This window comes from Paraburkholderia adhaesiva (assembly GCF_021390575.1).
Taxonomy (GTDB): domain Bacteria; phylum Pseudomonadota; class Gammaproteobacteria; order Burkholderiales; family Burkholderiaceae; genus Paraburkholderia; species Paraburkholderia adhaesiva.
On the sequence record NZ_JAJEJQ010000001.1, the window covers coordinates 701,922 to 723,968 of the forward strand.

The following is a 22,047-nucleotide window of genomic DNA, read 5'->3' on the forward strand; positions in this document are numbered from 1 at the left end:
GCTTAGCTGCCGTAGATCTCATCGTGCACGCGTTGATAGATCGACATGGTCTGGATTGCACTTCGATGGGCGGAAAAGAGGGGGCGACGACGCTGCGCCGCTTCGGCCAACGTCATTCGCAGATCTGACTGAGTAGCGACGGTCAGCAGACTCTTCGCGATCTCGTCAACGTTAGATGGGTCGAACGTGAGTGCGGCGTCGCCGGCCAGTTCGGGAAGCGAGGTGACGTTGGAGCACAGCACCGGCTTACCGGCGATGATGGCTTCGGCCACAGGCATCCCATAACCTTCAAACAGGGAAGGAAACACCAGTGCCTGACACCCCTGAAACAGCGCCCGCACTTCAAGCGGCGAGCGGAATCCCAGGTGCATTACGCGCGAGGCAAGGTTGTTCTCGCGAATGAACACTGCGGCAGGATGTTCCTCGGGAAACGGGCGACCTGTCATGACCAGTTTCACATTGGCCGGCAATTCCGAAGCAACACGCTGAAACGCTTCAACGAGCTTGATATGATTCTTGTGCGGCCAACAATGGGCAGGGAAGAAGAAAAACGGAGCCGTCGTTAGCCGCATCCCAGCGAGCAACGCCGTTTTGGAGGATTCGCTTAGCGGTTGCCACACGTTCCGGCTCGGAATAATCCATACGGTGCTCATTTTTTCGAGCGGGATACCGTACTGGCGATGCACATCCTGTCGCGTAAATTCGGAAATGCAGATGATATGTTGTGCGCGCTCGGCGGATTCTCTGTACAGGCGCTCTCGCTCCTCAAACTCAGATTCCGAGAAGAACTGAGGATAGTGCAAGTGCTGGAGATCGTTGATCGTCAGCACCCCGGGAAAGCCAATCAGGTCAGGATGCGTGTACCCGGCGACCGAATGGACCAGGTCAAAATCCATCTTGCGATAGGCAGACAATGATCGCATGTGCGGTGTGAGAACCGGGTACATGCGGAAGCTTTCTGCGAACTTGTTGGTCAAGAACGATCGCGCGATTTCAAATTGTCTGGAAACCGGATCAGAATAGTGTTGCTTGACCTGAAAACCCTTTGGGAAATTCCACTCGGTACTCGCGCTTCTAGGTGCGAAGATTCGATAGGCATTCGTCCGATCGAGTTGACTCACAGCCGAAACGAGCTCATAAGTCGCTTGCTCAATTCCGCCCGCTTTGCCGAGTTCCATCCAGCGCAGATCGTAAAGCAGTTTGAATGGATGCCGCTTTCTGGCGCGCACGGCCTGTTCGACTAAGGCCTGGAATCTGGGTGCAGCGCTGCCGATCGAGTTACATTTCTCAACCTTGATTTTCGCGGCTCGCACGATTGCGGGTTCTTCCGTAGAGCGCAGCACCGTCGCAACACGGCGAGCGAATGCTGCCGGCGCATCCTCGAGCCAGCATTCCGTTTCGTCTGCCGCATCGGCGCCCTCGGCCGCCATGGTGGTGCATACCACGGGTACGCGCATCGACCACGCTTCAAACAATTTTTGCCTCACGCCGCCGCCGTAGCGCATCGGTACAACGTAAAGGCTGGCGTTCCAGAAGTAAGGGCGGATATCCGGAACGTCGGCGTGGAGTTCACAGTTGCGACTGTTCGCAACTTCCTCGGCGACAGCAGGTGCCGGCGCCATGCCGACTACCTGGAATATGGCATCGGGTTTTTCGACCAGTACCAGGGGCCATATCTCGCGCAGGAAATACAGCACGGCGTCTACGTTAGGCGGGTGTGAAAGATGGCCGGTAAAGAGCACGATCGGCCGCGGGTCCTTCACATAGCCGTCAGGGCGCGGCACATAATAGGAAGTATCCACGGGGATTGGCGCAACGCCCGGTTCAGCCTTCATGCGAAACAATCGCTGCGCACGCTGGAGATCGAGTTCCGAGACGAAAGCAACGACATCCGCGCGCTCGGTAACGCGTTGTTCTTGCCGGCATATCGCGTCGATTTCGGTGGGTGCCTTAGGGGGTACTCCGGGCAACGTAATCGCTCGCGTCAAATAGTCCGACCGCACGTCATGAAAATATACGAGTTTTGCCCCAGCAGCGGGCAGGTAATCTAGCCATGGCTCAATGTTCGTCTGAATCAGAACCATCGCGTTCCACGGCCCCTGATTGAGCGCCTTGATCAATTGCGGGGCACAGTTGGCCAGAATCGCGAGTTTGTCAAAGGCATCATGTGGCTGGTTCTTGATATTCAGGAGACGCCTGAGCGCCCACCAGCGCACGCGTCGTGGGAGACGCGCGAGCCACGGCCTCAGTTGTCCATGAAACGACTCGGAAATCAGGAGGGGCGCATCATCGGCCGGGCGCGGCCAGAAATAGGAACCGGCAAGAAACGCTTCCAGATTCGCAATTCCCTGCTCTGGAAAACTCTCGTAGCAGGGCGCAAGTACTGCGACGCTGTGGTGGCGAGCCAGATTGCGAAGGTTGAAAAAATCTACCCCCATCTTTCCAGGGAAATACGGGAGATCGGTGGTGAGAGTCAGAATTCTTGCCACTATCACCCTCGCTTGGGCGACACGATGCCCAGCTTTCGTCCCACCCGGACCCACCAGTTCGCGTCGAGTTCGGCGCGCGCTGCCTCGCTGGCCTTCAATTGAGTGCCTACATCGACACGCGCTGCCTCGCTGGCCTCCAATTGAGTGCCTACATTGACACGCGCTACCTCACTGGCTTTCCACTTTGCGGCAAGGCTATCGTTCTCGTTGCCTCGTGCCTCGATAACCTTCAGTCGGGCCGCGCGGTCGGCCTCACTGGCCTCCAGTTGAGTGGCTACATTGGCACGCGCTGCCTCGCTGGCTTCCCACTTGGCAGCAAGGTTCACGTTTTCGTTGCCTTGTGCCTCGATAACCCTCAGTCGGGCCGCGCGGTCGGCCTCGCTGGACTCCAGCAGCGCAATGAGATGCGCCTTGTCGGCCATGAGTTGCGCCGTCGCGGCCGTTTCGCGCGAGTAAATATCAAGTAACGCCAAGGCCATCCTTGCTTGTGGTTTGGTTTCCAGCGCTGCGTAACCTGTATCAGCCGTGTCGGACGGGAGTGGTACCCTGCTGACGGCGAAAAACATGTCGTAGTGACCAAAAATCGCAGGTTCAAATCGAATGTGTTCTGCGCCAAGCTGCTGGAACAGGCGGGTTGCGGAGCTATCGGTGAACAGGTAAAGATGTTCATCCGACTTGAGTTGCTGGAGAAACACGCCCTGCGTTTCAACCAGTTGCCGGTAATTCATGCCCTGCTTGAACTGTGGGGTCTGAATCAGAAGGAGTCCGTCCGGTTTCAGCAGTTTGAGACAGTGAGCCATCGTGGCGACTGGATCAGGTAGATGCTCCAGTACGTCCATCAGCGCGATGACATCAAGGCTTCCGGCCGGAATGTCGAGGTTTTCCACTGGCCCCTGGAAAATGGGCACGCCAAAGGTTTTCTTGCCGAACTCGACGACCCACGGACTCATTTCCACACCGGATGCGTCATATCCAGCCAACCGCATCAAGGCGACGAAACTACCGTGCGAGCATCCGAGTTCCAGTATCTTCGCTCCCGGCAGGCGGTACTTCAGGAGGACCTTTAGCCAGTACAAGTTACGTTCCGTCAGGTCTGCACGCGCGCGTTTGTAGATGTCGGGATAACCGAAATCGTCGCTCTGGTGATCCAGCCAGTACGCTTTCCCGTAGAAATCCGTATCGTCGTCCTCCACGATCAACTTTGCCGGTGGCATACCGACAAGCAGGACTAGAGTGCCGCAATTACAGCACTCCGCGTACTCATCGCTGAAAGGAAGGAATTCAGTGCTTCCGCACCAGCACGTGGTCATGTTCGTTATCGAGGTTTGCGCACAAGGAATACGGCACCGCAACCGTCTTTCGAGTCCGTTTCCATTTCGAGCAGCCCAGCGAATACTTTACGGAATGCCACCGGGAATTTTGCATTGGCTGAAAGGAACGGGAAAATCAGATCGCCCATTTCGCCGCCTTCGGCGTGTTTGACATGCCACAAAGTATCCATCAGCAGGAATATCCCTCCGTTATGCTTAGGTAGAAGCGGGATATGTTCCTCGACAACGAGGTCGGCGCGCCTGAAGCTATCGACCCATTCACCTACGGCTAGCGGGTTGGCGAGGTTGTGGTAGTTAGAAAAATCCGTTTGCAACGCAGCAGCGGCATCGCTGAACCCCGCCATAGCGACAAATTTAGGCAGGATCGACCATTCGATCAGGCGATCCGTCACTACGCTGCACAATAAGGTGCCACCCGGCTTGAGGCATCGATGAATTTCACGCAATACAGCATCCAGGTGGTCCATATGTTCAAGCGAGCAGTTCGCGAAAACATGATCGAAGCTGGCGTCTGGTTCGGGTACCCGGTGAGCGGCAACAGCGTGTACCTGCCGATACACGCCACTCTGCCTGCCTGATTCCGCCACGCCTGGATTCATATCGACACCGACTACGTTGCTGGCCTGTGGCCAAATCAGGCGAAAATATTGCCCGTCGCCGCAGCCCAGATCGAGAATTCGGCCATCAACACGATAGTGTTGATAGGCAGCGTACTCCCATGCACGCCAGTGACTCAGCGGAGGGATGTGAGCGTAAAGCGTGACGACGCGATCGTAACCAGCGAGTACGTCTTCATCAGATAAGATTTTACTTTGCATCAAGCAGCTCCATTGCCTGTCAACTCATAGCCCGCGTCGATAAGGAGGTTGCCGCGTTGTACGTTAGACTTCTCGACAACTAGAGGCGTGAAATAATTCTCCCGATACTCGGTTTTGAACGAGGTGTTCACCATGCACTTATCTTGTGGCGCATAAGCATGGGTGCACGGGTTCACGACGACAGACTCGATTGCTATCTCGCGCGAACGACGTGGCGGTGATGCAACCACGCGGGGGGCATCTAATGTTCGCGACGTAAACACGTCCACAGGGTCAAAGCGCATAGCCTAACAAGGACATAGCGTCGTGAGCGATCGACGCAAAGGAATCACTATTTCGCCGGGAAAAATGATTCTTCCAGTCTCCTGAAATGCCTTTTCGCACAAAAGTATTATGTTTAAACGTATTACTTAAAGATCTTGCGAATTTTTCCTTCGTGTGCATTCCTACCACGTCCGCAAGCAAGCCAGGCGACAAAGTAGTACCAGATATCTTCTGGACTACCGAACCAAGGGCCGTTTCGGGATCGGCCAGGAAGTCTTCGTATCGAATAGTCAAAGTGCTTGTGCTTGCCCACGCCAATACATAACGCGACCACTCAATCGCCTTTTCCTCTACATAGTCATCAAAGTTTTTATCGAAAGAAGCAGTGATGCCGTTTTTGACGAGGAAGTCCTTGTCAAAGAACCAGCGCGATACTATGACGTCCCGTCCATCACGAACCAGATGTAGATATTTCGCCTCGAAGTCAATCAACTTGGAGTCGGGGAGTTCGTGGCTCTTAACGACGGATTGAGTCGGAAAATCGTGCGCTGCGCCGTTCTTGTACCACGGGTGGTCACTCGTATCGAATAAATCAAAACCCGGGCGCACATAGATGTCGCGCTTAGGAACGTTCAGCGCATCGCCAATCAGAGAGGTGATCCAGGATCCTCCCGATTTCGGGTATTCGGTCAATACAATAGGCATTTCCATATCTATCGATTGCTTCTATATCGTTTTCGGTTGCGAAATTTGTCTAAGTTATTGGCTAGTGTCCCTCAACCTGATTTAGATCCAGGGGTGCCAGTGCGGTCATTGTCATGTCGCCACGCAAGTTGGCCATACCGTGGTGCGTCAGTATGGAAACTCCGTTCTTCATTGCAAACCCGACAGAAAATGAGCCGGAATCCGGAATGTGGCAGTGCCGTCGGATTTCCGACGACATTCTCTCGTAAGAAATATTCTCGCGATTGGTCCATGTTCTATGCGAAATGGAAGCGAGGCCAACCTCAAAAATATACTCGCCGAGACCAATGTCGAGTCTAACTTCGTGTCTGCACAATACGCGTGAACCCGAACCGGATACCGACGGAACGTCTTTGTCAAATTGCCAGCTGTTCTTGCCGTGAACGATGACGCCACGTTCACTTTTGATGACCATGCCACAGATTGGCACGTCAATGTCCCCAGTCAGTTCGAATTCGTAATAGAAAACTGCGAGATCACCCTGCCGAAAACTAATACAGGGTTCGCCGGCCTCATTGCAGATTGCGACGCCAACGCACCGAACCTTGCCGTCGCTGACCTGTGCTTTGCCCGTCAGATCGATATATGCGGCCGAGGGCGCGCGGTCCGCTGCGTGCATCCCGGTATCGTCCTGCATGTCGACCTCGTCGGCCTTCGGGACCGACTGCATATTCTTCACGCGATCTCCGTCCTGCTGGGGAGGCGCTTGATGCAGCAAATAGTAGCGCTTCGCTGCTTCAGACGATGGCCCAATGAACCGAGGTATGCCGTGGTCAAGCAGAATGGCGCGCTCACAATATTGCTCGATGTCAGGCATCGAATGCGATACAAGCAAGATGGCCGTACCGCTTTCACGCAACTGTTGAAGACGGGTATAGCATTTATTCCTGAAAAACACGTCGCCGACCGCTAGTGCCTCGTCGATTATTACAATCGAGGCATCGATGTGCGCTTGCACCGCGAATGCAAGACGCACGAACATTCCGCTGGAATAGGTCATGACCGGCTGCTCGATGAACTCGCCAATGTCCGCGAATTCGACAATCTGGTCGTAGCGCTCCTCGATCTCTCGCTGGCTCAGCCCTAAAATTCGACCGTTCAGGAAGACGTTTTCACGACCGGTGAACTCGGGATTGAATCCACTGCCAAGTTCCAGCAAGGCGGCAACGCGACCGTACACGTTGACTTCGCCGTGCGTCGGCGTCAGCGTGCCGGCCAGGATCTGCAGTAATGTGCTCTTGCCACTGCCGTTGCGGCCAATGATCCCAAGCGTCTCACCGCGACGGACTTGAAAGGAGACGTCCCGTAGAGCCCAGAACTCGCGAAAATAATGAGGTGACGGACGAGGGTGCGATAGATGCATCGCTACGCCCGCGCGGTTTACTGTCTGATGCAGGCGCGGCAGGACGAGTTGCTTCAACCTATCGCGTGGCGTCTGATAGATTTCGTAACGCTTGCTGAGGTTACGGACATCGATGACGGTTTCTTCAGACAACATCAGCAAAACCTCGGCGTGATTTCTGAAACCACCAATAGCCAATCTGGCAGATGGATGCGCCAATCACGAGACTGACCGCCCATTCGCCCCATTCAAACGGTTTGGCCCACAGCATCAGGTTACGGAGTTGAATGACTGGAAGCGTGATGGGATTCCACGAGAGGAAGATCCTGTAAGCCCCAGGCAGGTTTTCGATCGGGTAAAAGATCGGGGCCAGGAACAGCGAAATTGTCACCAACATGCCAATGACCTGAGAGAGGTCGCGCAAGTACACACCGAGCGAAGCGAGGACCCAGGACATTCCCATAATCATCAGGACTAGCGGCAAGAGCGCAACGGGAATCAGCAACGCTCCGGCGTGGATCGTCACACCGGACAGCACGCAAAACACCAGAAGCGCACCGAAGCTGACCAGAAAATGCAAAAGGGCCGATAGCAGCACCATCCACGGCAATATCTCGAGTGGAAATACGACTTTCTTGACGTAATTGGCATGGCCAACGATCAGCGTCGGTGCTCGATTGAGGCACTCTGCGTAAAACGTGTGAACAATGATCCCCGAAAAGAGCACGATGGCGAATGCGACCTTGCTCTCGTCGCTGTGCCCACCCCAGCGAGCCTTGAAGGCCACGCTGAACACGAATGTATAGATGGCCAGCATCAGCAAGGGGTTGAAGAGCGACCAGACCACGCCGAGCATCGACCCCTTGTATCGCCCGATAAAATCTCGCTTGACGAGCTCCCACAACAACTCACGGTGCTGCAAAAAGCCTTGGAGCATTGATCGCGGAGTCGATGGGTGGTAGTGACTCTGACTCATTGACTGAATGGCCTGTCTAATTGGGGGCGCAAAAACGCAAGGGAGATGGGGTTATGCCCGTGCGTGCACGGGCGCGTTCATCTCAAGCACGCCCGTAGATATCGTCGAAGCGAACGATGTCGTCTTCACCAAGATATGCGCCGCTTTGAACTTCAATCATGACGAGGTTCAGGATCCCGGGATTCTCCAGGCGGTGCTTGTGTCCGGCAGGAATGTACGTGGACTCGTTGGTATTCACGAACAGCTCACGCTCACCGTTGACGACCTTGGCCATGCCGCACACTACGATCCAGTGCTCGCTTCTGTGATGATGCAACTGAAGGCTCAGGCTCGCACCCGGCTTGACCTCGATCCGCTTGATCTTGAAGCGGTCGCCTTCCTCCAGCACCGTATAGGTGCCCCAGGGGCGATGTACAGTACGGTGTAGCTTGTATGCCGCGTGGCCCGCGGCCTTCAATCTGGCGTAGATGTGTTTGACGTCCTGCGCGCTGGATTTATCGGAGACGAGGACGGCATCGGGCGTGTCGACAATAATGAGGTCGTCGACGCCGACAGCTCCCACCAAACGTCTATCGCTACGGATAAAGCAGTTGTGCGTGTTGTGCACCATTGCTTCGCCCTGAATCCGGTTGCCGCTCTCGTCTGCCTCGACGAGTTCGCCCAGAGCCGTCCACGAACCAATATCGCTCCAACCAATGTTGCACTGTACGACTGCGATTCGATCGGACTTTTCCATCACTGCATAGTCAACGGAGAGATCCGGGACGCGTTTGAACGAGTCCGCGTCGAGTTCCAGTTGAGTGTAGCCTTTGCCGTCTGCAGATCGGGACTGCTCCGCGCACGCCCGTGCGGTTGCGAGGATTTGCGGGCAGTGCTCCTCCATCTGCTGGAGCATGGTGCCAGTTGCAAAGCAGAATATCCCCGAGTTCCACAGGAAGCGCCCTGACGCAAGATATTCCTGCGCCTTCTCAAGGGAGGGCTTTTCGACAAAGCGCAGGACGTTGTCACCATCTGCCTCGATATATCCGTAGCCTGTCTCGGGGCGGTCTGGCTGAATGCCGAACGTCACAATCTTTCCGTCCGCAGCCATCCTTGTTGCCTTCGATACAGCCTGTTCGAAGGCCTCCTGATCTGAGATCAGGTGGTCAGCGGCAAGCACTAGCATTAAGGAGTCCGGGCCGTATTTTCTCGCAACTTGCAGCGCGGCAACAGCGATGGCCGCTGCTGTATTGCGTCCGCAAGGCTCGAGCACGAACGACGTTGCGAGTCCGGTGGTGTTGATTTCCCGAAACTCATCTTGAGTTTTGAAGAGAAGTTCACGGTTGGTGACCGTGAGCATCTCTGTGACACCGGGAATCTGGGCACCGCGTAGAAACGCCTTCTGCAACAGGCTTTGTCCGTCTGCCAGGCGAATGAACGGCTTGGGTTCGAGTTCTCGGGAAACCGGCCACAGCCTCGAGCCAGCGCCGCCACAGAGAATGGTCGTAATCAACGGCATAGGCTTTCTTCCATTAGTTGGATCTCGGCCCTTTGATCGCCGCGGTGCTGTCGCTTGAACTCAAGCTCAGCACAAACACGCGAGGGTCTCGACGTAGCGTCAGGAATTGGGTGCGGACGATGTCAATAAATTTGACAGGCCGCATGGGTGTTTGTGTCAGCCCGGTCGTTGCGCTCCTGTATTTGCCCACATAGGACACCTTGGCAGCGAATTTCGAGTTGCGACGCATGGGGTGAGGTGATGCACCGTATGCACAGCAACTATGATGCCTGCACCTTGCCACATATGTAGAGTGCCGTTTTTCTACGTGGCGTCTCGTTCCCGAGAGACTACTACGCGCGCTAACCAACCCTACGCGCCGATGTGCCAACCCAGTATAACAATCGTGCTGAGCAGGGGCAATTTGGATCTGCCCCTCGGTCGGGTCGTTATAGTCGGTAGAAAGTGACAGGAGACGGTGTGGGGTCGAGGCGTTTCGATTGCTCTTTTCGCCGTAATTGCATAAATACAAACGAAAGGTATGTTGAAATAATGTAAAAAAAACTCGCGCAGATAGCAGCCATACACGACACGCGTATGAATTGAATTGCGGTTGACGATCTTTAACGTATGGTGACATATGAACAGTCATACAAATCATCGATTGGCAATAGCAATTGAATTGTGCACATAGTATCGTGTCGCAGAAAGTTGTGCGCCGCAATATGGTGATATTTACAATCAGCAACACATCAGTAGCACTAGCGAGGCGGCGGCATGTCATGATTTCCCGTCGAATCGCGATGATTAATGGGGAACGATTCTGCTCGCCGAGTGCGTCTGCAGTTTGCTGCCTTTTTGTTTTTGGTGAGCCATTCCTATGGCGCAGGCGCATTGGTAGCGTCTGGTGAAATGCTAATCGTGGTGCCGTGAGCGGGATGCCGCCTGATTTTTTTGGGGGGCGCTATCTTTCTGGATAGGAAACAATTAGGGCGTGCCGGTGAGACCGTCATGTTTTTGACACGACGAGCCATGCAGAATCTTGCGCGATATGCACATTGGGTTTGATATTTCCCAAACCGGAACAGGGAAGGCCGGTTGCGGTTACTTCGCTCACTCGATGGTGCGGGCGATGATCGATATCGCGCCGCAGCACCGCTACGCGCTGTACCCGAGCTTTGGTGATTTCTACTTTGACACCTTGATGCCCATCCGGAATCCGTACAGCGCTCAGAACACGAGGTATGGTCCGAGGCACTTGTTGCGCAGAACGGCGCGCAAGTTCTGGAGCGGGGACGGCGTTGATGCATCGCTCGGATACCCCGATGTCATCCACTCCAACAATTTCTGGTCGCCAGTGCGGATCGCATCAAGTCGCTTTATCTACACCTTTTACGACATGGGGTTCGCGATCGATCCGTCATGGACAACAGAGGTGAACAGGCTCGGATGTTTCGAGGGTGTATTTCGATCCGCGATTGCAGCGGACTGGATTGTGGCGATTTCAGATGCCTCACGAACGTCCTATCTGAACACGTTTCCGCATTTCCCCGGCGATCGTGTGCGTGTGATTTACCCGTGCTCGCGTTTTGCCGATTCCTCGGCGCCAGGTAAGCGTCCGAAGGCACTACACGAGGTGCCTTCCGGGGGGTTCTGGCTGAGCGTTGGCACAGTGGAGCCAAGGAAAAACCAGCGCAGGCTTGTGCAAGCCTACGCGCGATATCTGGCTTCCGGCGGTGCGCCAATGCCGCTCGTTCTGGCGGGCGGCAAAGGATGGCTTATGGACGACTTTCAGACACACCTCGCCGAGCTTGGGATTCAGGATCAGGTCGTGATGACGGGGTACGTGTCGGATGCAGAACTGATCTGGTTGTATCGGAACTGCTATGCGAATCTGTATCCGTCGCTGTTCGAAGGGTTTGGTTTACCTGTGCTAGAGGGAATGCAGTTCGGTGCGCCGACGATCACGACAACATCGAGTTCGGTTCCCGAAGTCGCCGGCGATGCGGCCATTCTCGTTGATCCGAAGGATATAGAGGGTTGGGCACAGACGATGCTGCACTTGGCTGCGAATCGAAATGAGCGAGACGCACTGGGTGTGGCGTCAGTAAAACAGGCAAAGCGTTTTGACTGGCAACGGAGCGCGGCGGAATTGCTGCAGCTGTATGAAGTTGCAGTTGCCTCACCAAAACGGCAGGTAACGGCATGAAGAGAGCGTTAATCACCGGAATAACGGGGCAGGACGGATCCTTGCTTGCGGAGTTTCTGCTCGAACGTGACTACAAGGTGTTCGGCTTCGCCAGGCGCGAAAGCTGGATTCGCCCGAACAACGCGAGTCATCTTGCAGACAAGGTGACCGTTCTGTTTGGCGATATGTCCGAAGGCGTCGACATCGTCACGGCACTGCAGGATTCGAAACCCCACGAGATCTACAACCTTGCGTCGCAGTCACGTCCTGGCGAATCCTGGGATCGGGCTCCTGAGACGCTGATGATCAACGGGATGGGTGCAATCCGGTTGTTCGAGGCGGTCCGCCACACGTGCCCTGACGCGCGCGTTTATCACGCTTCATCGTCGGAAATGTTTGGCAGCGCGAAGACGATCCCGCAGAACGAGGACACGGCATTTAATCCCGCGAATCCTTACGCGGCCGCAAAGGTCTACGCACACCAGATGGTCCGTATCTGCCGTGAAAGCTACGGGCTATTTATTTCCAGCGGCATTCTGTTCAATCATGAGAGTGAACGTCGCCCCCTTCATTTCGTCACGCAAAAGATTGCCTATGGCGCCGCATGCGCCGCGCTGGGGATCAAGGATTCCCAGGATCTGAACGAGCGCGGGCATCCGATTGTCGAGCAGGGGCGTCTCGCGCTGGGTAACCTCGATGTCGCGCGCGACTGGGGCCATGCCAGCGACTTTGTCCGCGCGATGTGGCTGATGTTGCAGCAGGACAAACCAGATGACTTCGTGGTCGGTACGGGAAAGCTTCACACGTTGCGCGACCTGTGCAAGGTGGCCTATGAAGGTGTCGGGCTGAACTGGGCGGATCACGTGGTGAGCGATCCTGAGCTGGTTCGTCCGCTCGAGACCGGACAGACTCTTGCGGATGCCTCAAAGGCACGCCGGATTCTCCATTGGGAACCCACCATCAGCTTCGAGGATATGGTGAAGACGATGGTGGAAGCGCAGGTCGAGAGACTCAATTCGCGACCGCGTTGCTGAAGATTTGAACCCATTTCAATAATCTGATTTCTACGGGATGTCCGACATGAAAAAGGCGTTGATTACCGGGATCACGGGGCAGGATGGTTCATATCTGGCGGAGTTTCTGCTCGAGAAGGGCTACGAAGTCCACGGCATCAAGCGGCGCGCGTCGCAGTTCAATACAGGCCGCATTGATCATATCTATGAAGATCCGCACGTGGAGCACCAGCGACTCAAGTTGCATTACGGTGACCTGTCCGACACGTCAAACCTGATCCGCATTCTTCGGGAAGTTCAGCCGGACGAAGTCTACAATCTCGGCGCGCAGTCGCACGTCGCGGTGAGTTTTGAGGCGCCCGAGTACACGGCGGATGTCGACGCGATCGGCGCGCTGCGTCTGCTCGAGGGCATCCGCTTCCTTGGCCTCGAGAAAAAGACCCGCTTCTACCAGGCCAGCACCTCAGAGCTCTACGGCCTCGTGCAGGAAACGCCCCAGAAGGAGACGACCCCCTTCTACCCCCGTTCACCCTACGCGGTCGCCAAGCTGTACGCGTACTGGATCACCGTGAACTACCGGGAGGCCTACGGTCTTTACGCGTGTAACGGCGTCCTCTTCAACCATGAATCTGCGCGCCGCGGTGAAACGTTTGTCACGCGCAAGATCACGCGCGGTTTGGCCAACATTGCGCAGGGCCTCGAAAATTGCCTGTTCATGGGCAACCTCGATGCTTTGCGCGATTGGGGACACGCAAAAGACTACGTTGAAATGCAGTGGCTTATGTTGCAGCAGGACAAGCCCGAGGACTTCGTGATTGCCACAGGCGTTCAATACAGCGTGCGGACCTTTATCAGCAAGGCTGCCGCACAGCTTGGCATTGTGCTGGCGTGGGAGGGCGATGGAGTCAACGAGCAAGGGCGGGTGAGTGCGATCACAGGAGAAAAGGCGCCGGCGGTCGAGATCGGCGACGTCGTGGTCAAAATCGATCCGCGATATTTCCGGCCGTCGGAAGTTGAAACCCTGCTTGGCGACCCGAGCAAGGCGAAGAACAAGCTTGGCTGGGTGCCCCGGATCACCCTGGACGAGATGGTCGCGGAAATGGTCGCTCATGACCTCGACAAGGCCAGGCAGCATGCCTTGTTGAAGAGCGTCGGATTCGCCGTTTCAGTTGGGCACGAATGATGGATAGTCTTGCGAAAAACGCGAAAATCTATGTGGCTGGCCATCGCGGGATGGTTGGCTCGGCATTGGTGCGCAACCTCCTGTCGAAGGGTTACACAAATCTTCTGACTCGTACCCGCGCAGAACTGGATCTTCTCGATCAAGCGGCCGTTCGTGATTTCCTCGAGTCGGAGCGGCCCGAATATATCTTCGTCGCCGCAGCCAAGGTGGGTGGCATCTACGCCAACAACACCTATGGCGCAGATTTCATCTATGAAAACCTCGCGGTCGAGACCAATGTCATTAACGGGGCGCACCGGGCGGGTGTCGAGCGATTGTGTTTTCTCGGCTCGAGCTGCATCTACCCGCGCGACTGTCCGCAGCCTATCAAGGAGGAGTATCTCCTGACGGGGCCGCTCGAGCCTACAAACGAGCCCTATGCGATTGCCAAGATTGCCGGGGTGAAAATGTGCGAGAGCTACAACCGCCAGTATGGGCGGCGTTATATCTCGGTGATGCCGACCAATCTCTACGGCGCCAACGACAACTATGACCTGAATAACAGTCACGTGTTACCCGCGTTGATCCGCAAAACGCATGAAGCAAAGATACGTGGGGAGCATGAACTGAATGTATGGGGTTCGGGTCGGCCGATGCGTGAATTCCTGTTCGTCGACGACCTCGCAGATGCCTGCGTATTTCTGATGGAGGCCGGCGTCAACGAGGGGCTCTTCAACGTTGGTACGGGCGAAGATGTGACGATTCGCGAACTGGCCGAGACGATCATGAGCGTGGTGGGCTTCGAAGGCAGGATCGTATTTGATGCGAGCAAGCCCGACGGTACGCCGCGCAAGCTGCTGAACGTAGCCCGGATGCGCGATCTCGGCTGGCAGGCCAGGACCGCACTGCGCGATGGAATTGCGCAGGCTTACGCGGACTTTCTGAGCAGGCCCGAAAGCTGACTGCGCTGTCGATGTGCGCTACTGTGCGTCGCCCCGACGAGGCGGCGACGTCAGCATTTGCCAGTTGCCTCGCGTCGCGCGTCAATGGACGAATGGTGTCCGTTCGTCGGTCTGCGGTAGCACGACGCCCGCGCCCGGAAAAATGCATCGTGCATTCCTGATCCGTGCTGTCCAACTCGCTAACTCACAGTCATGACCTTGTCCGTTGTCGTCTCTGGTGCGAGCGGTTTCGTGGGCCGCGCCGTCTCAACTGCTGTCATTGAACGCGGCGGCAGCGTCATTGGGCTGGTGAGGCGTCCTCAAACTGCCGGTCAGGGCGTGCACGAACGGGTCATTGCCGGCGACGATTTTGTCGACGTGGAGGCTGCCTTGCGGCGAGATCAGAAATGCGATGCAGTAATCCATCTCGCCGCGCGCGTACATCTGATGCACGACACGGAGGTCGACCCGTTGGCGGCATACCGCAAGACCAACGTTGATGGTTCACTGCGCGTCGCGAGTGCTGCGCACGCGGCGGGCGTTCGTCGTTTCGTCTTCGTGAGCAGCATCAAGGCGCTGGGCGACAGCGACCCCGGCCGGCCGTTGCGTGAGTCCGACGAGCCAGGTCCGACCGATCCGTATGGTATTTCCAAGCTCGAAGCGGAAAGTGCGCTTTTGAGTTTCGGCGAGGAAACGGGCATGGAGATCGTGATCGTCCGTCCGCCGCTTGTGTATGGGCCGGGCGTTCGTGCGAACTTCCTTCAACTCATGCGCGCAATCGCGAGAGGGATTCCGTTACCGCTAGGTGCGATCGCCGCTCGTCGCAGCCTGATTTACGTGGAGAACCTTTCATCCGTGCTGATCGAGTGCGCAACGAACCCATCTGCCCCGGGCAAGATCTTTCACGTCGCCGATAGTCTTGATCTGTCCGTTACGGAGCTCGCGCGAACGTTGGCTGCGCAATTGGGTGCGCCGCAACGTCTCGTCCCTGTCCCGGCTTCGTGGCTTCGCCTGGCAGGTGGTTTGACCGGACGTTCGGCACAGGTCGAGCGCTTGATCGGGAATCTGCGGCTGGATTGCACACGCGCGCGTGAGGTGCTGGGCTGGAATCCGCCATATCCGGTTGAGCAAGGACTGTCGAAGACGGCCGCCTGGTACCGCTCGGCATACTGAGCTCGCCATGCAATACGCGCTTTCGTCCCTCGGCCCAGTGAATGGCGTGCTTTTGTGCGCGGTCCTTTCGCTATGCATTAGCGCCGTGGTTCTGTGGACCCTGCTTCGGACCGGTATGGCCTGGCGCCTTGCAACCGATATTCCGAACGACCGCTCGCTTCACACTCGTCCGACTCCACGCGTTGGCGGTTGGGGTGTCGTGCCGGTTTCGGCCCTGCTGATCTGGTGTTTCGCACCGGCGCTATGGCTGCCTGCGCTGGCCGCTGTCCTGCTCGCAATTCTGTCGCTGATCGACGACCGTAGCGGTCTTCCGGCTCGCGTGCGTTTCGGTTGCCATGTCGCAGCGGCGGTAGCGCTTCTAGCGGTTTATCCGGGCGGCATGAGTTGGTGGGCTTTGGCACCTGTGGCGTTTTTGCTTGTCTGGCTTGTCAATTTGTACAACTTTATGGACGGCTCTGATGGCCTTGCGGGCGGCATGGCGCTGTTCGGATTTTCCGGGTACGCCATCGCCGCGCTGACGGGTGCACAGCCCGATGTGCCGTTGGCCTATGCGTGTGCCGCTGTGGCGGGTGCCGCCGCTGGTTTTCTGCTGTTCAACGTGCATCCAGCGAGGATCTTTCTCGGCGACGCGGGTTCGATTCCACTAGGCTTTCTCGCAGGCGCCTTCGGCTATTGGGGGTGGATTGGACACGTCTGGCCCATCTGGTTTCCGGCAGTAGTATTTTCTCCTTTTATAGCTGATGCCTCGATTACGTTGCTCAAGCGACTCGTTCGCGGCGAGAAGTTCTGGCAGGCACATAGGGAACACTATTACCAGCGTATGGTGCGCTCCGGTCTGGGGCACACCGGAACCGCGTGGATAGGGTATGCGGTGATGGCGGCGGGCATAGCGCTTGCCTATACCGCACGTGGGCTTTCTCCGGCAGTCCAGTGGTGGGTCGTGATTGGGTGGACTATCGTTCTTTGCCTCATCGGTGTTGCCGTCGATCTTCGGTGGCGGCATTTTCAAGCAAGACCAATCGAACAGTCCTCTGAGGTGCGACGCTGATGACAAGAAACAAAGGCAACTGGCTATCGTTCAGCGCTTTCCTGTTTGATTTGTGTGCAGTTGCTGCCTCGTGGCTCGCCGCATACGTCGTTCGGTTCAACGGCTCGGTCCCGCTCGACTTCAGACAAAGCGCCTTGCATTCCCTTGTCTGGGTCTTGCCGGTCTATGGCGTGATGTTCCGCATCTTTGGCCTCTACCGGGGCATGTGGGTATTCGCCAGTCTGCCCGACATGATGCGTATTTCGAAGGCGGTCATCACCGGTGCGATCGTCGCCATGGTGGCGTCCGTGATGATTCAGCCCGCGCCGATTACGCCACGCTCGGTTCTCGTGGTTTCTCCGCTGCTGCTGTTTCTCATGATGGGTGGCGCGCGTGCGCTGTATCGGGCGTCCAAGGAGTTCTACCTGTACGGCGGTCTCGTCGGGCAGGGCAAGCCGGTACTAGTGATCGGCGCAGGTACGGCCGGCGCGAACCTCGCACGCGAACTGTCGCACTCGGGAGAATGGCGTCTCGTTGGCCTGCTGGATGACGACGTCATGAAGCACGGTCGCGAAGTTTACGGCTACAAAGTGCTCGGTTCGCTCGACGACCTCGCGCAGTGGGCCGATACGCTGAAGGTCGAGTACGCGATCATCGCGTTGCCGACAGCGTCGGTTGAGGTGCAGCGCCGGGCCGCGACCCTCTGCGTGCGCGCTGGTATGAAGGCGATGGTGTTGCCGTCGCTGACCGCGCTGATGCCGGGCCAGGGTTTCTTGTCCCAGGTCCGGCAGATCGATCTCGAGGACTTGCTCGGCCGCGACGAAGTGACGATCGACACGCCTCATGTCGAAGCGCTCCTCGGCGGACGCGTCGTCATGGTGACCGGCGCGGGCGGCTCGATCGGCTCCGAACTGTGTCGGCAGATCCTGCGATTCTCGCCGGTGCAACTGGTTGCGCTCGACGTGTCCGAATACGCGATGTACCGGCTGACCGAGGAGATCCGCGAGCGCTTTCCGGATCTTGCGGTTGTGCCGATCGTCGGCGATGCAAAGGACGCGCTGCTGCTCGATCAGATCATGGCGCGCTACACGCCGCACATCGTATTCCATGCGGCGGCATACAAGCATGTGCCGCTGATGGAACAAGTGAATGCCTGGCAGGCGATTCGCAACAACGTGCTTGGCACGTATCGCGTGGCGCAGGCGGCGATCAAGCACCAGGTCGGCCACTTCGTGTTGATCTCGACCGACAAGGCCGTTAATCCGACGAATGTGATGGGCGCGAGCAAGCGCCTCGCAGAAATGGCTTGCCAGGCGCTGCAGCAGACGAGCGAACGCACGCAGTTCGAGACCGTGCGCTTTGGCAACGTGCTCGGCAGCGCGGGCAGCGTGATTCCGAAGTTCCAGCAGCAGATTGCGAAGGGCGGACCGGTCACGGTCACTCACCCGGAAATCACGCGTTTTTTCATGACGATTCCAGAGGCGTCACAACTCGTGCTGCAGGCGTCGAGCATGGGGAATGGCGGCGAAATTTTTATTCTCGACATGGGCCAGCCGGTCAAAATCGTCGATCTCGCGCGCGACCTGATCCGTCTGTATGGTTTCACCCAGGAGCAGATCCGCATCGAATTCACGGGGTTGCGCCCCGGCGAGAAACTCTACGAAGAACTGCTCACCGACGCCGAAACGACCACACATACGCCGCATCCGAAGCTGCGGATCGCGCGCGCGCGCGAGGTGCCGGAAAACCTGATCGACGAGTTGCTGCCGTGGCTCATGCAGCATCGCGTGCCGGGAGACGACGAGGTGCGCCGCGATCTGCGGCGTTGGGTACCCGAGTATCAACCGGCGATTGTGCCGACGCTCAAGGACGTAAGCGCGCCCCAGGTACGTGTGGTCAGGTGAAGCTGCGGGAATCGCGAAGCGCGCTTCGTTGCGGCGCTTGCGCTTCGACGACGTCTGGGCTGCAGTACAGGCTCCATTGCCGCGTGTTTCCGGCAGATGGCGTGTTGCTGGATCAGCGGCAGAAACCGGTCGTTCGTGGGGCGTGCCGACGCGTCCTAGTGGCGACCGGCGACTGACCGCGCGTGTTGCATTCCGCTTGGCAGGCTATCGCGTAGCTTCTGTTTCGATTCGAACTGTCGAGCAACGATCAGGTAATCGATGATTTGCTGCGCGCATTCATCGGCACTGGCGTTCTGTGTCCGGAGGACAAGATCGGGGTCGACCGGCGGATGGTACGCCGCGCCAACGCCGGTGAACGCTGGTATCTCTCCGCGGCGAGCCCGCTTGTACAGGCCCTTCGGATCGCGCATCTCACAGAGGTGAAGGGGCGTGTCGACGAACACTTCGACGAACGACTCGGCACCTACGATGCGCCGTGCAACTGCGCGATGCTCGGGCTCCGGCGAGATCGTCGCCGTGACGGCGATAAACCCCTCGTTTCTGAAGAGCGCCGCCACATGCGCGACGCGTCGCAGGTTTTCCGTTCGGTCCTCGTTGCTGAAGCCGAGGTCGGCGTTGAGTCCCGTGCGGAGGACATCGCCGTCCAGCAGGGTCGAACGGATATCCAAGGTTTGCATTCTTGCAACGAGGGCGCGGGCAATTGTCGATTTTCCAGCCCCCGACATGCCCGTGAGCCAGATAACGATTCCAGCCGATTTGTCCGATTCCACGCTTCCGTTTCCCCGTGGTGAAGGCTACCCAACCGAAAGCCCATTCTAGCTTTGCAGCACACGGCTGTAACTCCGACGTAATAATCAGAAACAATCTTTGTAGGCTTTTAAAGCGGCGGCCTACGGGGCCGGAATCGCAGGCGAGGGGACTTCGCAGCGAGTCGTTATGCGCTACGCTTTACGCAAGCCAGTCACGCAAACCCGCGCGGATTTTTTTCCTGCCATCGCCAGTGATCCTGGCACATGCGTTCGATTCCAAACTGCGCTTCCCAGCCAAGCAGGCTTTGAGCCAGCGCGGCGTTGGCATAGCATTCGCCGATGTCGCCGGGCCGTCGCGCGACGATCTCGTAAGGCACGGGCCGGCCCGACGCCTGCTCGAAAGCCTTCACGACTTCGAGCACGCTATATCCGCGCCCGGTGCCGAGATTCACGACAAATCCCGAATCGCGCTTCACGAGGGCATCGAGTGCCGCCAGATGCCCGCGCGCCAGATCGACCACGTGGATATAGTCCCGCACGCCTGTGCCGTCCGGCGTCGGGTAGTCGTTGCCGAACACGCGCAGCTTCGCGAGCTTGCCAACGGCCACTTGCGCCACGTACGGCATCAGGTTGTTCGGAACGCCCGCGGGGTCTTCGCCGATCAGCCCGCTTTCGTGCGCGCCGACGGGGTTGAAATAGCGCAGCACCGCAATACGCCACGACGGATCCGCCAGGGTGACATCGCGCAGGATCTGCTCGGCGATGACCTTGGACTGGCCGTAGGGGTTCGTGGCCGAGAGCGGAAATGTTTCGTCGATAGGCGAGCGCTCAGGCACGCCGTACACGGTCGCCGATGAACTGAACACGAATTGCTTCACGCCGTGCCTGCGCATGACGTCGAGCACGACGAGCAAGCCATCGACATTGTTGCGGTAGTACTCGATCGGCTTCGCGACCGACTCGCCCACGGCCTTGAGCGCTGCAAAGTGAATCACGCCCGTGATCGCATGCGCTTCGAAGATGCGGTCCAGCGCGGTCTCGTTGCACACGTCGATTTCGTAGAACGTAATCGGCTTGCCGGTGATCTGTTTTACGCGCTCGAGCGATTCGCGATGACTGTTGGTGAGGTTATCCGCTGCGATGACCTCGTAGCCGCTGTTCAGCAGTTCAAGACACGTATGCGAGCCAATGTAGCCCGCGCCGCCCGTGACCAGGATGGTGCCTCGCGAAGTCGTCGTCATACTGTATTTCCAGATTCAGAACAGGGTGTTGTTCACTCAGAACGTTACGCCAGTGAGCTGGCGAACGAGTGTCCGGTAGCGTTGTACCACAACACGCTCATCGAATTCTTTCTCGATTTTTTTCCGGCCGCGCTCGGCCATCGCCTGACGCTCGCCCTGATCGAGTTCGAGCATCCGCGTGAGTTGTTGCGCGAGCGACGTCGCGCTGCGCGCATCGCAGAGCAGCCCGTTGACCCCGTTTTCGACGACCTCGCGGCAACCCGGCACGTCCGTCGCGACAATGGGGCGGCCCATCGCACTCGCTTCCATCAGCGTGCGCGGCACGCCCTCGCGGTAAGAAGGCAGCACGACGCAGTCAGCATCGGCAATGAACGGACGCACGTCGGCGGTTTCACCGAGATATTCGATCACGCCTTCGCGCTCCCATGCGGCCACTTCTTCGCGAGAGATCGCGCTCGGATTATCGACGCCTACCGGCCCGAGCAACTGAAAGCGCGCATGCGGGTACTTCGCACGTAGTGTGCGAGCGGCTTCGACATATTCGCCGACGCCCTTGTCCCACAGCAGCCGACCGATCAGCACGAACGAAAAGCTGTCGCGTTCGGGCAGCGCCGTGAAGGCGAACTGTTCGAGGTCTACACCTTCACCGTGCAACAACCGCGCGCGGTCGGGATGGGCGAGCAGATTTCGCTCCCTGAATGCCGCTTCGTCGTCGTGATTGAGAAACCAGACTTCGCGCGGGAAGCGGAACGCGAAACGATAGAGCAGCTTCGCGACCTGCGCGGCGCGGCTCTTCTGGATGAACACATAGCCGAGCCCGGTCGTCACCGCGACCGACGGCACGCGCGCAAGCCATGCAGCGATCGATCCATAGATGTTCGGCTTGATCGTGTAATGGAACACGACATCCGGCTTGAGCGCCCGATAGTGGCGATGGAGCGCGCGTAGCGTGCCAAGATCATCGACGGGATTCGTGCCCTTCGATGCGACCGGGAGTTCGACGCAGCGGCAGCCCATCTCGGCGAGTGGCTCGAAGGTGCGGTCGCGCGGTGCGATAACCGTGACCTGCGCGCCGGCGTCGGTCAGTGCGCGCAGCAAGCCTTGCCGATAGGTGTAGATCGCCCAGGCGGTGTTGCAGACGAGGGCGACGTGCAGCGATGATGCGGGTCGGGCGGCCAAAGCGGCAGAGGTTTTCACAGTGGTGCAGT

At 57.6% G+C, this 22,047-nt stretch carries 17 protein-coding genes; 7 read left to right on the plus strand and 10 right to left on the minus strand.

Annotated features, from left to right (window positions below):
• Positions 1-2: 2 nt before the first annotated feature.
• From L0U80_RS03180 to L0U80_RS03210, 7 genes are all read right to left on the minus strand, one after another.
• Positions 3-2,489, minus strand: a complete 2,487-nt coding sequence (locus tag L0U80_RS03180; protein WP_233862473.1) for a glycosyltransferase — start codon at positions 2,487-2,489, stop codon at positions 3-5.
• 2 nt (positions 2,490-2,491) lie between these two features.
• A complete protein-coding gene (locus L0U80_RS03185) occupies positions 2,492-3,799 on the minus strand; it encodes a methyltransferase domain-containing protein (protein WP_233862475.1) in 1,308 nt (435 codons plus the stop codon).
• 5 nt (positions 3,800-3,804) lie between these two features.
• Positions 3,805-4,638 (minus strand): class I SAM-dependent methyltransferase, encoded by an 834-nt coding sequence (locus tag L0U80_RS03190; protein ID WP_233862477.1) that lies wholly within the window; start codon positions 4,636-4,638, stop codon positions 3,805-3,807.
• Positions 4,639-4,911: 273 nt separating this feature from the next.
• Positions 4,912-5,613 (minus strand): sulfotransferase domain-containing protein, encoded by a 702-nt coding sequence (locus L0U80_RS03195; RefSeq protein WP_233862478.1) that lies wholly within the window; start codon positions 5,611-5,613, stop codon positions 4,912-4,914.
• A gap of 55 nt (positions 5,614-5,668) precedes the next feature.
• Positions 5,669-7,144 (minus strand): ABC transporter ATP-binding protein, encoded by a 1,476-nt coding sequence (locus tag L0U80_RS03200; protein ID WP_233862479.1) that lies wholly within the window; start codon positions 7,142-7,144, stop codon positions 5,669-5,671.
• Positions 7,134-7,925, minus strand: a complete 792-nt coding sequence (locus L0U80_RS03205) for an ABC transporter permease (RefSeq protein WP_233862480.1) — start codon at positions 7,923-7,925, stop codon at positions 7,134-7,136. The genes L0U80_RS03200 and L0U80_RS03205 overlap by 11 nt, the downstream gene beginning before the upstream one ends.
• 121 nt (positions 7,926-8,046) lie before the next feature.
• Positions 8,047-9,462, minus strand: coding sequence for a mannose-1-phosphate guanylyltransferase/mannose-6-phosphate isomerase (locus tag L0U80_RS03210; RefSeq protein ID WP_233862481.1), 1,416 nt, complete (start codon positions 9,460-9,462; stop codon positions 8,047-8,049).
• A 1,030-nt stretch (positions 9,463-10,492) separates the two neighbouring features.
• Here L0U80_RS03210 and L0U80_RS03215 point away from each other — a divergent pair.
• The 7 genes from L0U80_RS03215 (at position 10,493) to L0U80_RS03245 (ending at position 18,849) form a co-directional block, all read left to right on the plus strand.
• Entirely contained in the window at positions 10,493-11,650 is a 1,158-nt protein-coding gene (locus L0U80_RS03215; protein WP_233865619.1) for a glycosyltransferase family 4 protein, read from the plus strand.
• Entirely contained in the window at positions 11,647-12,663 is a 1,017-nt protein-coding gene (locus L0U80_RS03220; protein ID WP_233862482.1) for a GDP-mannose 4,6-dehydratase, read from the plus strand. Before L0U80_RS03215 ends, L0U80_RS03220 begins: the two co-directional genes overlap by 4 nt.
• 46 nt (positions 12,664-12,709) lie before the next feature.
• Positions 12,710-13,825, plus strand: coding sequence for a GDP-mannose 4,6-dehydratase (gene gmd, locus L0U80_RS03225; RefSeq protein WP_233865620.1), 1,116 nt, complete (start codon positions 12,710-12,712; stop codon positions 13,823-13,825).
• Positions 13,825-14,766, plus strand: a complete 942-nt coding sequence (gene fcl / locus L0U80_RS03230; protein WP_233865621.1) for a GDP-L-fucose synthase — start codon at positions 13,825-13,827, stop codon at positions 14,764-14,766. The genes gmd and fcl overlap by 1 nt, the downstream gene beginning before the upstream one ends.
• A gap of 192 nt (positions 14,767-14,958) precedes the next feature.
• Positions 14,959-15,918 carry a UDP-glucose 4-epimerase family protein gene (locus tag L0U80_RS03235; RefSeq protein WP_233862483.1) on the plus strand — a complete coding sequence of 320 codons (960 nt, stop codon included), beginning with the start codon at positions 14,959-14,961 and terminating at the stop codon, positions 15,916-15,918.
• 7 nt (positions 15,919-15,925) lie between these two features.
• A complete protein-coding gene (locus L0U80_RS03240; RefSeq protein ID WP_233862484.1) occupies positions 15,926-16,966 on the plus strand; it encodes an MraY family glycosyltransferase in 1,041 nt (346 codons plus the stop codon).
• Complete coding sequence (locus tag L0U80_RS03245) at positions 16,966-18,849, plus strand: polysaccharide biosynthesis protein (protein ID WP_233862485.1); 1,884 nt, start codon at positions 16,966-16,968, stop codon at positions 18,847-18,849. The genes L0U80_RS03240 and L0U80_RS03245 overlap by 1 nt, the downstream gene beginning before the upstream one ends.
• 155 nt (positions 18,850-19,004) lie before the next feature.
• Here L0U80_RS03245 and cysC read toward each other — a convergent pair whose 3' ends face one another.
• The 3 genes from cysC to L0U80_RS03260 form a co-directional block, all read right to left on the minus strand.
• On the minus strand, positions 19,005-19,619 hold the full coding sequence (cysC, locus tag L0U80_RS03250; protein ID WP_233862486.1) for an adenylyl-sulfate kinase: 615 nt from the start codon (positions 19,617-19,619) through the stop codon (positions 19,005-19,007).
• A 191-nt stretch (positions 19,620-19,810) separates the two neighbouring features.
• Entirely contained in the window at positions 19,811-20,839 is a 1,029-nt protein-coding gene (galE, locus tag L0U80_RS03255) for a UDP-glucose 4-epimerase GalE (protein WP_233862488.1), read from the minus strand.
• A 36-nt stretch (positions 20,840-20,875) separates the two neighbouring features.
• Complete coding sequence (locus tag L0U80_RS03260) at positions 20,876-22,036, minus strand: glycosyltransferase family 4 protein (protein WP_233862490.1); 1,161 nt, start codon at positions 22,034-22,036, stop codon at positions 20,876-20,878.
• Positions 22,037-22,047 lie beyond the last annotated feature (11 nt).

What these genes read in the sequence shown, in the direction of transcription:
- L0U80_RS03240 (WP_233862484.1), top strand. Translation starts at nt 15,926, where the DNA reads ATGCAATACGCGCTTTCGTCCCTCGGCCCAGTGAATGGCGTGCTTTTG.
- L0U80_RS03185 (WP_233862475.1), bottom strand. Translation starts at nt 3,799, where the DNA reads ATGACCACGTGCTGGTGCGGAAGCACTGAATTCCTTCCTTTCAGCGAT.
- L0U80_RS03245 (WP_233862485.1), top strand. Translation starts at nt 16,966, where the DNA reads ATGACAAGAAACAAAGGCAACTGGCTATCGTTCAGCGCTTTCCTGTTT.
- L0U80_RS03220 (WP_233862482.1), top strand. Translation starts at nt 11,647, where the DNA reads ATGAAGAGAGCGTTAATCACCGGAATAACGGGGCAGGACGGATCCTTG.
- L0U80_RS03215 (WP_233865619.1), top strand. Translation starts at nt 10,493, where the DNA reads ATGCACATTGGGTTTGATATTTCCCAAACCGGAACAGGGAAGGCCGGT.
- galE (WP_233862488.1), bottom strand. Translation starts at nt 20,839, where the DNA reads ATGACGACGACTTCGCGAGGCACCATCCTGGTCACGGGCGGCGCGGGC.
- L0U80_RS03235 (WP_233862483.1), top strand. Translation starts at nt 14,959, where the DNA reads ATGACCTTGTCCGTTGTCGTCTCTGGTGCGAGCGGTTTCGTGGGCCGC.
- L0U80_RS03210 (WP_233862481.1), bottom strand. Translation starts at nt 9,462, where the DNA reads ATGCCGTTGATTACGACCATTCTCTGTGGCGGCGCTGGCTCGAGGCTG.
- gmd (WP_233865620.1), top strand. Translation starts at nt 12,710, where the DNA reads ATGAAAAAGGCGTTGATTACCGGGATCACGGGGCAGGATGGTTCATAT.
- fcl (WP_233865621.1), top strand. Translation starts at nt 13,825, where the DNA reads ATGGATAGTCTTGCGAAAAACGCGAAAATCTATGTGGCTGGCCATCGC.
- L0U80_RS03195 (WP_233862478.1), bottom strand. Translation starts at nt 5,613, where the DNA reads ATGGAAATGCCTATTGTATTGACCGAATACCCGAAATCGGGAGGATCC.
- L0U80_RS03200 (WP_233862479.1), bottom strand. Translation starts at nt 7,144, where the DNA reads ATGTTGTCTGAAGAAACCGTCATCGATGTCCGTAACCTCAGCAAGCGT.
- L0U80_RS03190 (WP_233862477.1), bottom strand. Translation starts at nt 4,638, where the DNA reads ATGCAAAGTAAAATCTTATCTGATGAAGACGTACTCGCTGGTTACGAT.
- L0U80_RS03205 (WP_233862480.1), bottom strand. Translation starts at nt 7,925, where the DNA reads ATGCTCCAAGGCTTTTTGCAGCACCGTGAGTTGTTGTGGGAGCTCGTC.